Genomic DNA, 12,999 nt, shown 5'->3' on the forward strand with positions numbered 1-12,999 from the left:
GACCCGCGGCGCGCCCCGTTCGGGCTTCCTGACCCCAACTGAGGCTCTGCAATGACGGTTCCCTCTCCGCTCCTTCAAGGCAAGCGCGGCTTGATCATGGGCGTCGCCAACGACCGGTCGATCGCCTGGGGGATCGCCTCGGCCTGTGCGGCGCAGGGTGCGGAGCTCGCCTTCACCTACCAGGGTGACGCCCTGCACAAGCGTGTCAAGCCGCTCGCCGAGAGCGTCGGCTCGACCCATGTGCTGCCCTGCGACGTCACCGACCACGCCAGCATCGACGCGGTGTTCGAGGCGCTGGAGCGGGACTGGGGCCGGCTCGACTTCCTGGTGCACGGCATCGCCTTCTCCGACAAGAACGAGCTCGACGGCCTGTACCTGAACACGACGCGGGACAACTTCCTGCGCACCATGGACATCTCCTGCTACAGCTTCACCGCCGTGGCGCAGCGGGCGGTGCCGCTGATGACCGAAGGCGGCAGCCTCTTGACCCTGACCTATTACGGGGCGGAGCGGGTGATGCCGCACTACAACGTCATGGGCGTGGCCAAGGCGGCGCTGGAGGCCAGCGTGCGCTATCTCGCGGTCGACCTGGGCGGTCGCAACATCCGCGTCAACGCCATCTCGGCCGGTCCGATCAAGACCCTGGCCGCCAGCGGCATCGGCGACTTCCGCTACATCCTGAAGTGGAACGAGCTGAACGCGCCCCTGAAGCGCAACGTCACCATCGAGCAGGTCGGCGGCGCCGGTCTGTATCTCCTGTCGGACCTCGGCTCCGGCGTGACCGGCGAGGTGCACCACGTCGATTGCGGCTATCACACCGTCGGCATGGTCGCGGTCGACAACGCGGCCGCGACGGCCGAGTTGCTGCAGAGCCTGGCGCCGAAGCCGTGAACGCGGTCGTCACGGTCCGGCTGGCCACGGATGCCGATCGGGCGGCCGTGACGGCGACGTTCCAGGATCTCGACCGGCACTATGCCGAGGGCCGCGTGCTCGACCCGGATGCGGTCACGGCCGAGCGGGTCGGGCGCTACGTCTATGGCGAGCATCCGACCGAGGTCGCCCTGGCCGAGATCGACGGCCGGGCGGTCGGCGTCGCCAGCTTCGGCATGCTGTTCCCGGGGCGGGCCCTGACCGGCCATCTGCAGCTCAAGGACCTCTACGTCCGCGACGGCGCGCGCGGGCTCGGCGCCGGCGAGGCGCTGCTGCGCTTCCTGGCGCGGCTGGCGCAGGAGCGCGGCTGCACCCGGCTCGACTGGACCACCGAGACCTGGAACGAGGGGGCGCAGCGCCTCTACGACCGGATCGGCGCGGCGCGGCTGCCGCAGAAGATCTATTATCGGCTCGAGGGCGACGCCCTCGACCGCGTGGCCGGGGGCGAATAGGCGGCCGGCGCCTCGCCGGTTTTGCCCCTTCTTTGTCATGCCCGGGCTTGACCCGGGCATCCAGGGATGGCCAGAGCTGTTCGCAGTGGCCCTGGATTGCCGGGTCAAGCCCGGCAATGACATGGTGAGAGACTTGTGCGGCCACTCTGGTTTGGCCCGGACGGAACGAGATTATGGCCGGCAACAGCTTCGGAACCCTGTTCCGCTTCACCACCTGGGGCGAAAGCCACGGGCCCGCGATCGGCGTCGTGGTCGACGGCGCGCCGCCGCGCATCCCGCTGAGCGAGGCCGACATCCAGCCCTGGATGGACAAGCGCAAGCCGGGCCAGTCGCGCTTCGTCACCCAGCGGCGCGAGGCCGACGAGGTCAAGATCCTGTCCGGCGTCTATGAGGGCCAGACCACCGGCACGCCGATCTCGCTGCTGATCGAGAACACCGACCAGCGCAGCAAGGACTATTCCGAGATCGCGGCCAAGTTCCGGCCCGGCCATGCCGACTACACCTACTGGAAGAAATACGGCATCCGCGACCCGCGCGGCGGCGGCCGGTCCAGCGCGCGCGAGACCGCCTCCCGTGTCGCCGCCGGCGCCGTCGCCCGCAAGATCCTGACGGGCGTCACCATCCGCGGCGCCCTGGTGCAGATCGGGCCGCACAAGATCGACCGCGATCGCTGGGACTGGGACGAGGTCGACCGCAACCCGTTCTTCTGCCCCGATGCCGGGACCGCGACGCGCTGGACTGACTATCTCGACGGCGTGCGCAAGGCCGGGTCCTCCACCGGCGCCGTGGTCGAGGTGGTGGCCGAGGGCGTGCCGCCCGGCTGGGGCGAGCCGATCTACGACAAGCTCGACAGCGACCTCGCCCGGGCGATGATGACGATCAATGCGGTCAAGGGGGTCGAGATCGGCGCCGGCTTCGGCGCCGCCGCCCTGTCCGGCGAGGAGAACGCCGACGAGATGCTGATGGGCAATGACGGCGCGGTCCGCTTCACCGCCAACAACGCCGGCGGCATCCTCGGCGGCATCTCGACCGGCCAGCCGGTGGTGGTGCGCTTTGCGGTCAAGCCGACCAGCTCGATCCTGACGCCGCGGCGCACGGTCGACATCGATGGCCACAACACCGAGATCCTGACCAAGGGCCGGCACGACCCCTGCGTCGGCATCCGCGCCGTGCCGGTGGGCGAGGCGATGATGGCCTGCGTCCTGGCCGACCACCTGCTGCGGCAGAGGGCGATCGAGGATCGGGACTGAGGGTATTCGCTCTTCTGCCCCCGGACGTCATTCCCGCGAAAGCGGGAATCTTTTTCCGATTGAGCTGTCATGAGATCCCGCTTTCGCGGGGATGACGGAATAGGAATTGTGAAGGCGACGCTCCCAAAGGAGAATCACGGGCGCATCATCGATCGTAGGAGCCCGCCTTCGCGAGTATCATCATCCACCAACTCGACGCGCAACTGATGGCTTGCCTGCGCCAGCGTGCCGCCTGCAATGGCCATACGATCGAAGACGAAGCGCTGCAGATACTTCGATCTGCGCTGTCGCGAGACCGCGACGATACAGCGAATCTGGCTGATGCGATCCGCCAGCGTTTTGAGTGGCTCGGCGGCATCGACCTTCCAGAGATGCCTAGGGAGGCGATACCCAAGCCACTCCGGCTTGACGAATGATCGACGGCGGCAAGTGGAAAGCCTTTGCCCTCACCGCCGGCGGACGACCTTCCGGGCGCGGACGTCGATCACCGAGAAGGCCCGATCGCCATAGGCGCGGGAACCGCTTTCGGCCGCCGTCGTCGGGCTGTCGAAGAAGCACTTGATCCTGCCGCGGCGCACCAGGGCGTAGGGCGCCACCGCGGCCGCGTCGGATTCGGACAAAAATTTTGTCAAAGCCTCGATATCCGCGTTGTCGGCATGGTCGCTCGCGGTCATGAAACACCCTCCGGATCTGAGCGGATCGCGGCCCGACGCCTGTCGCCGACGCCGATGTCACACAGTCGTCATGTCAGACTATAGCCCGGCCGGCGGCGGGATGGGAGGGGCAGCGACGCTCCGGTCGCAAAACCCTTGCCCCCGGCCGGCTGCTGCCGCCACCCTGGCACGACGCGGGGCCACGCCGCCCGTGAACTTTCGCCGCCCTCGCGGGTTCGGTGGAGCGGGGCTGCACCCAAACCTGGACGCTTGGCGCAAACCGGCGCACATCTTCCAGCGGATCGGAAGGAGAAACTCGATGCGCCGCATCCTGACGCTGTTGCTGGTTCCTGCGATGCTGGCGCTGGCGGCCTGCAATTCCGGCGGCTCGGCCAGGTCCGCCGCGAGCGGCTCCCTGCCGTCGCTCAACCCGTTGCTGACCGAGGCCATGCCGGCGGTGGTGAACGTCCAGGTCCGCGGCACCGTGCGCCCCAGCGCCGAGATGCTGCGCGACCCCGACATCCGCCGCTATTTCGGCGGCGAGAAGGAGAAGGCGTTCCGCAGCGTCGGCTCCGGCGTGATCGTCAACGCCGCCAAGGGCCTGGTCGTCACCAGCGCCCATGTCGTCGAGAACGCCACCGAGATCGGCGTGACGCTCGGCGACGGCAACGAGGTGCCGGCCCAGGTGGTGGGCTCGGCCACCGACATCGACATCGCGGTGCTGCGCATCCCGGCCAACGGGCTGAAGACCGAGCTGCCGGTGGACGACACCGACATGCCCAAGGTCGGCGACTTCGTGGTCGCGATCGGCAATCCCTTCGGCCTCGGCCAGACCGCCTCGCTCGGCATCGTCAGCGCCACCGGCCGCAGCGGCCTGGGCATCGAGGGCTATGAGGATTTCATCCAGACCGACGCGGCGATCAACCCCGGCAGTTCCGGCGGGGCGCTGATCAATCTCGACGGCCATCTGGTCGGCATCAACACCGCCATCATCAGCCCGTCCGGCGCCAATGCCGGCATCGGCTTCGCCATCCCGATGCACATGGTCAAGAACTCGATCGACCAGATCGAGCAGTTCGGCTCGGTGTCGCGGGCCCGCCTCGGCGTGGCGATCGAGGACCTGACCTCGGCCAAGGCGGCGTCGCGCGGCATCCCCGTCGTCACCCGCGGGGCGCTGATCACAGGGATCGTTCCCGGCACCGTCGCGGCTTCGGCCGGCCTTCGGGTCGGCGACGTCGTGACGGCACTGGACGGGCACCCGATCGACGGCGCCACCGCGCTGCGCAACGCCGTCGGCCTGATGCGGCCGCAGACCTCGGTGCTGCTGACCGTGGTCCGCGGCAAGGAAACGCTCAGCCTGCCGGTCGCGCTCGGCGCGCAATAGCCGTATTCACATTCCGGTGCTGGCGCTGGGCCTCGCCGCCGGTGTAACGGTCTGGGACCCAGATCCGGCCGGCACGGTCCCTACGCGGCCGTGCCGGCCCCGTCTCCCGCGGCGCCGAGGACGTTCATGCTGATCGCCCAGATCACCGACACCCACGTGACCACGCCCGAGGTCGCGGTCGAGACGGGGATCGACGCGCTCGGCGCGCTGCGCCGCTGCGCCGAGCATCTCGCCGCGCTGTCGCCGCGGCCGGACCTGCTGCTCGTCACCGGCGACCTGGTCGACCGCGGCGACGTCGAATCGTACCGGCTGTTCCAGAAGGCGCTGGCGCCGCTGGGCCTGCCGATGCTGGCGATTCCCGGCAACCACGATTCGCGCGAGGCGATGCGCGAGGCCTTCGCCGGCCATGCCGGCATCGGCAGCGACGGCCCCTTCCTCAACATCGCCGGCGAGACCGGCGGCCTGCGGCTGATCGGGCTCGACACCACCATCCCGGGCCGGATCGAGGGGCTCTTGTGCGACGAGCGCCTCGACTGGCTCGACGCGCGGCTGTCGGAGGCGCCGCAGCAGCCGGCGCTGGTGTTCATGCACCACCCGCCCTTCGAGACCGGCATGACCCGGATGGACGGCTGGCGCTGCGGCAACGGCGACGGCCTGGCCCGCGTGCTGGTGCGGCACCGCCAGGTGGTGCATGTGCTGTGCGGCCACGTCCACCGCGCGGTCGACACCACCTTCGCCGGCATCCCGGCCTCGATCGGGCCCAGCCCGTCGCATGCGGTCGGGTTCAACCTCGAGCAGGGGGCGGAGCTGGCGGTGGGCATCGAGCCGCCGCTGATCCGGCTCCTGTACTGGACCGGCAAGCGGCTGATCTCGCACCTGTCGCCGATCGACGGGGTGCAGCGGCGCGTCTCTTAAGGCTCAGCGCCCCGCGACCGTGTCCCGCCGCACCAGGGTCACCGGCACCGTCTCCACCACCGCCGGCCGGGCGGGATCCTCGGCCCGCTCCAGCATCAGCGCCACGGCGCGGGCGGCGATGCGGGGCGCGTCCTGGCGGATCGTGGTCAGGCGATAGGGGGCCAGGCCGGCGGGGTTCACGTCGTCGAAGCCGATGATCGAGAGATCGCGCGGTGCGGCGCGCCCTGCCGTCCGGGCCCCGTCCAGGAAGCCGCAGGCCAGCACGTCGCTGGCGCAGAACAGCCCGTCCAGTGGCGCGTCCCAGGCCCCGGTGGCGGCCGCGGCACCGGCATCGTGGTCCGGCCCGGCGGCGACGATCGGGCGGAAGGTGGCGCGGCCGGCGGCCAGGGCCGGCGCCAGGGCGGCGACGAAGGCGGCGCTGCGGGCCAGGCCGCTATAGGTGCCGCCCTCGACCCCGAGGAAGCCGAGATGCCGGCAGCCCGCTTCCAGCAGCGCCTCCGCCGCCAGCCGGCCGCCGGTCTCGTTGTCCGACAGCACGGCGTCGACCCCGGGGATCGACACGGCGCGGTTCAGCGCTACCACCGGGATGCCCAGCCGGGCGCATTGCTCGGCCAGGGCGATCGGCGGAGCGCCGGAGGTCACCAGCACGCCGCTGACCCGGTACTGCAGGAACCGGGCGATGGTGCGGTCCAGCGCCGCCTCGTCGCCGACCTCGCTGACCAGCGATTGCAGGCCGCGGCCGTCGATCTCGCGCAGCAGCGCCTCGAACAGCGCGGCGCGGTAGGGATCGGTGGCGCCGCGCACGACGATGCCGACCAGGTCCGAGCGCTGGCGGTTCATGCCGCGGCCGAGCATGTTGACCTGGTAGCCGAGCGCCGAAGCCGCCTCGAGCACCCGCTCGCGCGTCTCGGCCGCCACCCGGGCCTGGCCGGACATGATGCGCGAGACCGTGGCGCGCGACACCCCGGCCTGCTCCGCCACCGCCTGGGCCGTCACCGGGCGCGTCCCGCTGTCCTGCCGTCGTCGCCCCAACCGGCGCTCCTTTGTCGAAGTCTCCAGGATAGCGTACACGTGTTCATGACGGCGAGGCGCCGTAAAGCTGAAATCGGCAGACCTGGAGGAATGTCATAGGACCGTCATGAAACATTCATTTCCTTGAAAGCGTGCGGGGTCCGGGACCATGATAGAACCGCCGCCGGAGAGCGGTGCGGCCGACGATCGGGTGTGAAGGCGTATGAACACGTGTTCACAAACCGGGCGCCGCCGACCATCCTGCGGACTGGGAGGGATTGGAGATGACGACGAAGTTGATCGGCCGTGCCGTGCTCCGCACGGCGCACCGCAAAACGGCCGGCATCGCCGGCGCGGTTGGGCTGGCGGCGCTGCTGCTGGCCGGGGCCGCGCAGGCGGACGAGCTGGTGATCGCCGGCCGCGACGGCGTCTATGGCGACGCCCTGGCCTATGCCATCGACGCCTATAAGACGGTGTCGCCGGACACCGAGGTCGAACTGCTGAAGCTGCCCTATGGCAGCCTGTACGAGAAGCTGGTGGTATCGCTGCGCGGCGGCGCCGACGCCTATGACGTGATCGTCGCCGACGACACCTGGATGCCGGAATTCACCGCCAATGGCTGGCTGAAGCCTGTGACCGCCGACCTGTCGGGCGTGATCCCCAGCCTGGCCGCCCTGTCCAAGGGCAAGGACGGGCAGGTCGTGGCGCTGCCCTTCGCCGGCAATGTCGAGATGTTCGCCTGGCGCACCGACCTGTTCCAGGCGGCCGGCCTGGCCGCGCCGAAGAGCTGGAGCGATGTGGTCAAGGCGGCCGAGACGCTGAAGGCCAAGGACCCGAATGTCGCCGGCGTGGTGTTCCGCGGCACCAAGGGCAACCCGATCGTCACCGGCTTCCTGCCGATCTTCTGGGCCCATGGCGGCGAGATCATCGACGGGTCGGGCAAGGCGGCGTTGGCGTCGCCGGCCGGCGTCAAGGCGCTGCAGCAGTTCCTGTCGCTGAAGGCCTACGCCCCGACCGGGGTCGAGACCTACAACGCCACCGAGGTGCGCGACGCGCTGCAGCAGGGCCGCGCCGCGATGGCGATCGAGGTCTGGCCGGCCTGGGTGCCGTCGCTCGACGACGCCGACAAGTCGAAGGTGGTGGGCAAGGTCGCGATCGGCCCGGCCCCGGGTGAGACCAAGGGTCCGGCGCCGATGCTGGGCATCTGGCAGGTGGCGGTGCCGTCCGGCGCGCCGAATGCCGAAGGGGCGCAGAAGTTCCTGGCCTTCCTGAACGGCGCCGAGATGCAGAAGGAGCTGGCGCTGCGCTTCGGCCTGCCGCCGACGCTGACCGCGCTCTACGCCGACAAGGATCTGGTCGCCAAGTACCGCTGGTATCCGGATCAGCTGAAGGCGCTCGAGGCCGGCGTGTCGCGGCCGCGTATCAAGCAGTGGCCGCAGGTCGAATCGATCCTCGGCGACTACCTGCAGCTGGCCCTGGTCGGCCAGGTCGCCCCCGAGGAGGCGCTGACGAAGGCCTCGGCCGACATCGACAAGGCGCTGGCGAAGTAACGGCGCGAGGTTACCCTATTCTGTCATCGCCGGGCTTGACCCGGCGATCCAGGGGCCACCAGGAGCGGTGCCAGCCGCCCTGGATGCCCGGGTCAAGCCCGGGCATGACAGGATAGGAATTCCGGAAGACTGTTCATCACCCCATGCTCTTCACCGACCGTCGGCAGCTCGTCCTGCTCCTGCTTCCCGCCGCGCTGCTGCTGGTCGTGTTCGCGCTCGCGCCCGTGGTCCAGGTCGCGGTCTATTCCTTCCAGGCGATCGACTTCGCGGCCGACACTGCGCGCTGGGTCGGCCTTGCCAACTACGCCACCTTGTTCGGCGACTGGTTCTTCCGGGTCGACATCGGCAACACGGTCCGCTTCGCGGTCGTGGCCTCGCTGGTCCAGGTCGGGCTCGGCACCGCCCTGGCTTTGCTGCTGAACCGCGAGTTCCGCGGCCGCGGCGCGGTGCTGTCGGTCGTGGTCTATCCGATGATGCTGTCGACCCTGGTCTGCTCGGCGATCTGGCGGTCCTGGTTCCATTACGATGTCGGGGTGCTGAACGGCGCGCTCGGCTGGCTCGGCCTGCCGCCGGTGGCCTGGCTGTCCGATCCCGGCCTGGCGCTGTGGTCGGTGATGCTGGTCGACACCTGGCAGTGGACGCCGATGACCACGCTGATCGTCCTGGCCGGGCTGCAATCGATCCCGCCCGAAATCGTGGAGGCGGCGCGGACCGACGGCGCCCGGCCCTGGGTGCTCTTGACCCGGATCGTGCTGCCGCTGGTGCGCGGCCAGATCTTCCTGGCCCTGCTGCTGCGCCTGATCGACACCTTCAAACTGTTCGACAAGGTCTATGCCCTGACCGGCGGCGGCCCCGGCAACGCCACCGAGACGATGTCGATGTATGTGTACCAGAAGGGCTTCAAGTTCTTCGATGTCGGCCTCGCCGCCGCCGCCTCGGTGGTGATGATGGCGATCGCCTGCGCGCTGTGCGCCGTCTACGCCGCCCAGGCGATGCGGGGCTCGGCCAAGTGATCCGCCGCGTCCTGCCTTATCTCGGCATCGCCCTGTTCGTGCTGGTCTTCGCCCTGCCGGTGGTGTGGATGGTCGGCGCCGCCTTCGAGGACCCGGCCCGCGCCGGCCGCGGCTTCCTGCCGACCGAACCCACTCTCGACAACATCCGGGCCGTCCTCGACGACGGCTTCCTGGTGCGGCTGAAGAACACCGCCATCGTCGCCTTCGGCGCCACGCTGCTGTCGCTCGCCGCCGGCTTCCTGGCCGCCTATGCCCTGGCCCGGTTCCGCTTCCCGAAACGGCTCGACGTGCTGTTCCTGCTGCTGGTGCTGGTGGTCAAGCTGATGCCGCCGATCGTGGTGGCGCTGCCGCTGCACGCGCTGCTGCTCGATCTCGGCCTGCTCGGCACGCTCTCCGGCTTGATGCTGGTCTACCAGCTCTACACGCTGCCCTTCTGCCTGTGGATGCTGCTCGGCTTCGTGCGCGAGGTGCCGGTCGAGATCGAGGCTGCGGCGGCGATCGACGGCGCCGGGCTGGGCCGCCGCCTGTGGCACATCGTGCTGCCGCTGGCCCTGCCCGGGCTGGTGGCGACGCTGATCTTCGCCTTGATCCTGTGCTGGAACGAGTTCCTGTTCGCGCTCCTGTACCTGCAGCGCCCCAGCCGCTTCACCCTGCCGCTCTACGTCGCCACCTTCATCACCGAGGACGAGACGCTGTGGGGCCGGCTGATGGCGATCGGCCTCCTGTCCTCGCTGCCGGTGCTGTTGGTAGCGGGCTATATCCAGAAGCACCTGCTGCGCGGCTTCGCCCACCAGGCCAAATGATCAAGACAAAGGTGCCATCCGTCCGCGCGGGTTGACGTACAGCGCCTCCGGGCTCAAAAGCCGCGCACGCGGAGACGGCGGCGGAGCGGGCGATGGGCGAGCGGGACCTGACCGGGCGGACGGTGGCGGATGCCATCCTGGCCGAGGTGGCGGCGGAGGTGCAGGCGCTGGGCGAAGCGCATTGGCCGCCGAAGCTGGTGTCGATCACGGTCGGCGACGAGAGCGCGGTCGACGTCTACGTCCGCAACCAGCGGCGCACGGCCGAGGGCGTCGGCATCGCCTTCGAGACCCGGCGCCTGCCCGAGCGGATCACGCAGGAGGAGCTGCGCGCCGCCATCACCGCGCTGAACGTCGACCCGCAGGTCAGCGGCATCATCCTGCAGCGCCCGGTGCCGAAGCACATCTCGATCAAGGCGATGCAGACGACGATCCATCCGCTGAAGGATGTCGAGGGCATGAACCCGGCCTCGATCGGTAACATCGTCTACAACGAGCTGGAGCTGGCGCCCTGCACCGCGCTGGCGGCGGTCGAGATGCTGAAGCGCACCGGCCTGCAGCTTCAGGGGCTGGAGGCGGTGGTGATCGGCCATTCCGAGATCGTCGGCAAGCCGATCGCCTTCCTGCTGATGTCGGAAGGGGCGACGGTCACGGTCTGCCACCACATGACCCGGTCGCTGTCGGTGCATTCGCGCCGGGCCGATGCCGTGTTCGTCGCCGTCGGCAAGCCGAAGCTGGTCACCGGCGACATGATCAAGCCCGGCGCCGCGGTGATCGACATCGGCATCAACGAGGTGACGGACGACGAGGGCAAGAGCCGGGTGGTCGGCGATGTCGACTATGACAGCGTCGCCCCGGTGGCCGGCTGGATCACCCCGGTGCCGGGCGGCGTCGGGCCGGTGACGGTGGCGGTGCTGATGCGCAACACCGTGGTCGCCACCCGCCGCCAGAAGGCGCATTACGAGGCCCGGCTGGGCGCCTCGACCTTCTGACCGCTGGCGCCCGGCCACCCGCTCCCGGATGATGCCGAAGAGGCGTCCGGGGGAGGGAGCGATGCTGGGGCAGCTTCTGGTCGGGCTGGCGGTCAGCCTGGTCAACATCGCCGTGCACGCCGTGGCGATGCAGGCGATGCGGGCGCCGCGCCGCTGGGCGCTGGCGGCCCACCGCCGGGCGCCGGCCTGGATCCTGGTCCCGGCCATGATCGGCACCGTGGCGGTGCTGATGCTGGCCCATCTGGCCGAGATCGGCATCTGGGCGCTGGTCTATGACGCGCTCGGCGTGATCGAGTGGCGGGCGCCGGGCGACGGCTTCTACTTCGCCTTCGTCAACTACACCACGCTCGGCTATGGCGACGTGCTGCCGGCCCCGCGCTGGCGCCTCCTCGGCCCGATGACGACGCTGAACGGCATCCTGCTGGCCGGCTGGTCGACCGCGGTGATCTTCGACACGCTGATCGCCATCGGTCGGCATCTGCGCGAGCATCGCAAGGAGGGATAGTGGCGCATGCCGCGGCCGCAACCCTGCGGCGCATGGAGACAAGGTGCCAGCCACCGGCGGCGGGTCTAAACCCGACATATGACGGCATCGGACCGAGTCCCCGAGCAGCCCCAATTCGTGACCGAGCGGGATCCGCGGCTGCGCGTGATCATCCCGATGATCGTCGCCGTCGCCTTCCTGATGGAGCAGCTCGACTCCACCATCATCACCACCGCCATCCCGGACATGGCCGCCAGCCTGGGCACCACGCCGCTGCGGCTGAACCTGGCGGTGACGACCTATGTTCTGACGCTCGCCGTGTTCATCCCGGTCAGCGGCTGGTTCGCCGACCGGTTCGGCGCGCGCCGGGTGTTCGCCCTGGCGCTGTTCACCTTCACCGTCGGCTCGGTGCTGTGCGGCATGGCCGACAGCTTCGCCATGCTGCTGGCGACGCGGGCGCTGCAGGGGCTGGGCGGCGCCATGATGACGCCGGTCGGGCGGCTGATCCTGCTGCGCAGCTTCCCGCGCGGCCAGCTGGTCACGGCGATGACCTACATGACCCTGCCGGCGATCATGGGGCCGGTGATCGGGCCGCTGCTCGGCGGCGTCCTCACCACCTACGCGTCCTGGCGCTGGATCTTCTACGTCAACGTGCCCTTCGGATGCATCGGCATCCTGGCGGCGCTGCGCTACGTCGAGGACGTCCGCGGCGAGGCGGCGGTGCCGCGGTTCGACTTCGGTGGCTTCCTGATGGTCGGCGCGGGCTTGGCGCTGCTGCAATACGGGCTCGAGAATGTCGGCCGGCCGGCCATTCCGGTGCCGGCGATCCTCGGCGTGCTGGCCGCCGCCGCCCTGCTGCTGGTCGCCTTCATCGCCTATGCGCGGCGCGCGCCGGCCCCGGCGGTGGACCTGACGCTGTTCCGGCTGCGCTCCTTCCAGGTCGGCACGCTGGCCGGCGGGCTGTGCCGCATCGGCCTGAACGGCGTGCCGTTCCTGCTGCCGCTGATGCTGCAGGTCGGCTTCGGGGTCAGCCCAGTCACCTCCGGTTCGCTGACCTTCGTCGGCAGCTTCGGCGCGCTGCTGATCCGCCCGGCGCTGTCGTCGCTGCTGCGCCGCTTCGGCTTCCGCGGGGTGCTGGGCGGCAGCGCCGTCCTCGGCTCAATCATGATCGCCGGCTTCGCGCTGATGCGGCCGGACACGCCGCATTGGCTGATCGGCGGCTATGTCTTCGCCTTCGGCCTGGTCCGGTCGATGCAGTTCATGTCGTCCAACACCCTGTCCTATGCCGACATGCCGGCGGAGAAGCTCAGCCGGGCCACCAGCCTCGGCGGCGTGCTGCAGCAGCTCAGCGTCAGCTTCGGCGTCTCGGTCGCCGCCACGATGCTCGGCCTGGTCTCCTTCGACAGCCATGCGCTGACGCCGGAGCGGTTCCACGAGGTGTTCCTGCTGATGGCCGTCATCCCGCTGCTGTCGCTGCCCGGCTTCCTGCGGCTGCGGCCGGAGGACGGGGTGCAGGTCAGCCGCCATCGCCGGGCGGAGCAGGACAAGGCCGCCTGATCCCGCCG

General features: G+C 69.9%; 14 protein-coding genes. 12 read left to right on the forward strand and 2 right to left on the reverse strand.

The window, feature by feature from the left end; genetic code table 11:
* Nucleotides 1-51 precede the first annotated feature (51 nt).
* From fabI to ACFW16_RS14345, 4 genes are all read left to right on the forward strand, one after another.
* Complete coding sequence (gene fabI, locus ACFW16_RS14330; protein WP_380305999.1) at nt 52-891, forward strand: enoyl-ACP reductase FabI; 840 nt, start codon at nt 52-54, stop codon at nt 889-891.
* Entirely contained in the window at nt 888-1,382 is a 495-nt protein-coding gene (locus ACFW16_RS14335) for a GNAT family N-acetyltransferase (RefSeq protein ID WP_380306001.1), read from the forward strand. The genes fabI and ACFW16_RS14335 overlap by 4 nt, the downstream gene beginning before the upstream one ends.
* A 173-nt stretch (nt 1,383-1,555) precedes the next feature.
* Entirely contained in the window at nt 1,556-2,632 is a 1,077-nt protein-coding gene (gene aroC, locus ACFW16_RS14340; protein ID WP_380306003.1) for a chorismate synthase, read from the forward strand.
* A gap of 182 nt (nt 2,633-2,814) precedes the next feature.
* Nucleotides 2,815-3,048, forward strand: coding sequence for a plasmid stabilization protein (locus ACFW16_RS14345; RefSeq protein WP_380306084.1), 234 nt, complete (start codon nt 2,815-2,817; stop codon nt 3,046-3,048).
* A gap of 30 nt (nt 3,049-3,078) precedes the next feature.
* On the opposite strand, the gene ACFW16_RS14350 is transcribed toward ACFW16_RS14345, so the two are convergent.
* Nucleotides 3,079-3,306 carry a hypothetical protein gene (locus ACFW16_RS14350; protein WP_380306005.1) on the reverse strand — a complete coding sequence of 76 codons (228 nt, stop codon included), beginning with the start codon at nt 3,304-3,306 and terminating at the stop codon, nt 3,079-3,081.
* Between the two features lie 298 nt (nt 3,307-3,604).
* Here ACFW16_RS14350 and ACFW16_RS14355 point away from each other — a divergent pair, with 298 nt between their 5' ends.
* Together ACFW16_RS14355 and ACFW16_RS14360 are read left to right on the forward strand one after the other, a co-directional pair.
* Nucleotides 3,605-4,669: a trypsin-like peptidase domain-containing protein gene (locus ACFW16_RS14355; protein WP_380306006.1), complete on the forward strand. Its 1,065-nt coding sequence runs from the start codon at nt 3,605-3,607 to the stop codon at nt 4,667-4,669.
* A 126-nt stretch (nt 4,670-4,795) separates the two neighbouring features.
* A complete protein-coding gene (locus tag ACFW16_RS14360) occupies nt 4,796-5,584 on the forward strand; it encodes a phosphodiesterase (protein WP_380306008.1) in 789 nt (262 codons plus the stop codon).
* A gap of 3 nt (nt 5,585-5,587) precedes the next feature.
* On the opposite strand, the gene ACFW16_RS14365 is transcribed toward ACFW16_RS14360, so the two are convergent.
* Nucleotides 5,588-6,655, reverse strand: a complete 1,068-nt coding sequence (locus ACFW16_RS14365; RefSeq protein WP_380306010.1) for a LacI family DNA-binding transcriptional regulator — start codon at nt 6,653-6,655, stop codon at nt 5,588-5,590.
* A 224-nt stretch (nt 6,656-6,879) separates the two neighbouring features.
* On the opposite strand from ACFW16_RS14365, the gene ACFW16_RS14370 reads away from it, so the two are divergent.
* The 6 genes from ACFW16_RS14370 to ACFW16_RS14395 all read left to right on the forward strand — a co-directional run bounded on the left by ACFW16_RS14370 (nt 6,880) and on the right by ACFW16_RS14395 (nt 12,991).
* Nucleotides 6,880-8,145 (forward strand): ABC transporter substrate-binding protein, encoded by a 1,266-nt coding sequence (locus ACFW16_RS14370; RefSeq protein WP_380306012.1) that lies wholly within the window; start codon nt 6,880-6,882, stop codon nt 8,143-8,145.
* 143 nt (nt 8,146-8,288) lie between these two features.
* Nucleotides 8,289-9,158 carry a carbohydrate ABC transporter permease gene (locus tag ACFW16_RS14375; RefSeq protein WP_380306014.1) on the forward strand — a complete coding sequence of 290 codons (870 nt, stop codon included), beginning with the start codon at nt 8,289-8,291 and terminating at the stop codon, nt 9,156-9,158.
* Nucleotides 9,155-9,961: a carbohydrate ABC transporter permease gene (locus ACFW16_RS14380; RefSeq protein ID WP_380306016.1), complete on the forward strand. Its 807-nt coding sequence runs from the start codon at nt 9,155-9,157 to the stop codon at nt 9,959-9,961. The genes ACFW16_RS14375 and ACFW16_RS14380 overlap by 4 nt, the downstream gene beginning before the upstream one ends.
* A gap of 92 nt (nt 9,962-10,053) precedes the next feature.
* The gene (locus ACFW16_RS14385) at nt 10,054-10,950 is read left to right on the forward strand and encodes a bifunctional 5,10-methylenetetrahydrofolate dehydrogenase/5,10-methenyltetrahydrofolate cyclohydrolase (RefSeq protein WP_380306018.1); all 897 of its coding nucleotides are present in this window, start codon (nt 10,054-10,056) and stop codon (nt 10,948-10,950) included.
* 61 nt (nt 10,951-11,011) lie between these two features.
* Complete coding sequence (locus tag ACFW16_RS14390) at nt 11,012-11,455, forward strand: potassium channel family protein (protein WP_380306020.1); 444 nt, start codon at nt 11,012-11,014, stop codon at nt 11,453-11,455.
* A 117-nt stretch (nt 11,456-11,572) separates the two neighbouring features.
* The gene (locus tag ACFW16_RS14395) at nt 11,573-12,991 is read left to right on the forward strand and encodes a DHA2 family efflux MFS transporter permease subunit (RefSeq protein ID WP_380306022.1); all 1,419 of its coding nucleotides are present in this window, start codon (nt 11,573-11,575) and stop codon (nt 12,989-12,991) included.
* Nucleotides 12,992-12,999: the final 8 nt, after the last annotated feature.

Source organism: Inquilinus sp. NPDC058860 (genome assembly GCF_042743185.1).
GTDB lineage: Bacteria > Pseudomonadota > Alphaproteobacteria > DSM-16000 > Inquilinaceae > Inquilinus.

Coding starts and splice junctions, on each gene's coding strand:
- ACFW16_RS14370 (WP_380306012.1), top strand. CDS start 6,880: ATGACGACGAAGTTGATCGGCCGTGCCGTGCTCCGCACGGCGCACCGC.
- ACFW16_RS14375 (WP_380306014.1), top strand. CDS start 8,289: ATGCTCTTCACCGACCGTCGGCAGCTCGTCCTGCTCCTGCTTCCCGCC.
- ACFW16_RS14385 (WP_380306018.1), top strand. CDS start 10,054: ATGGGCGAGCGGGACCTGACCGGGCGGACGGTGGCGGATGCCATCCTG.
- ACFW16_RS14360 (WP_380306008.1), top strand. CDS start 4,796: ATGCTGATCGCCCAGATCACCGACACCCACGTGACCACGCCCGAGGTC.
- ACFW16_RS14390 (WP_380306020.1), top strand. CDS start 11,012: ATGCTGGGGCAGCTTCTGGTCGGGCTGGCGGTCAGCCTGGTCAACATC.
- ACFW16_RS14355 (WP_380306006.1), top strand. CDS start 3,605: ATGCGCCGCATCCTGACGCTGTTGCTGGTTCCTGCGATGCTGGCGCTG.
- aroC (WP_380306003.1), top strand. CDS start 1,556: ATGGCCGGCAACAGCTTCGGAACCCTGTTCCGCTTCACCACCTGGGGC.
- ACFW16_RS14350 (WP_380306005.1), bottom strand. CDS start 3,306: ATGACCGCGAGCGACCATGCCGACAACGCGGATATCGAGGCTTTGACA.
- fabI (WP_380305999.1), top strand. CDS start 52: ATGACGGTTCCCTCTCCGCTCCTTCAAGGCAAGCGCGGCTTGATCATG.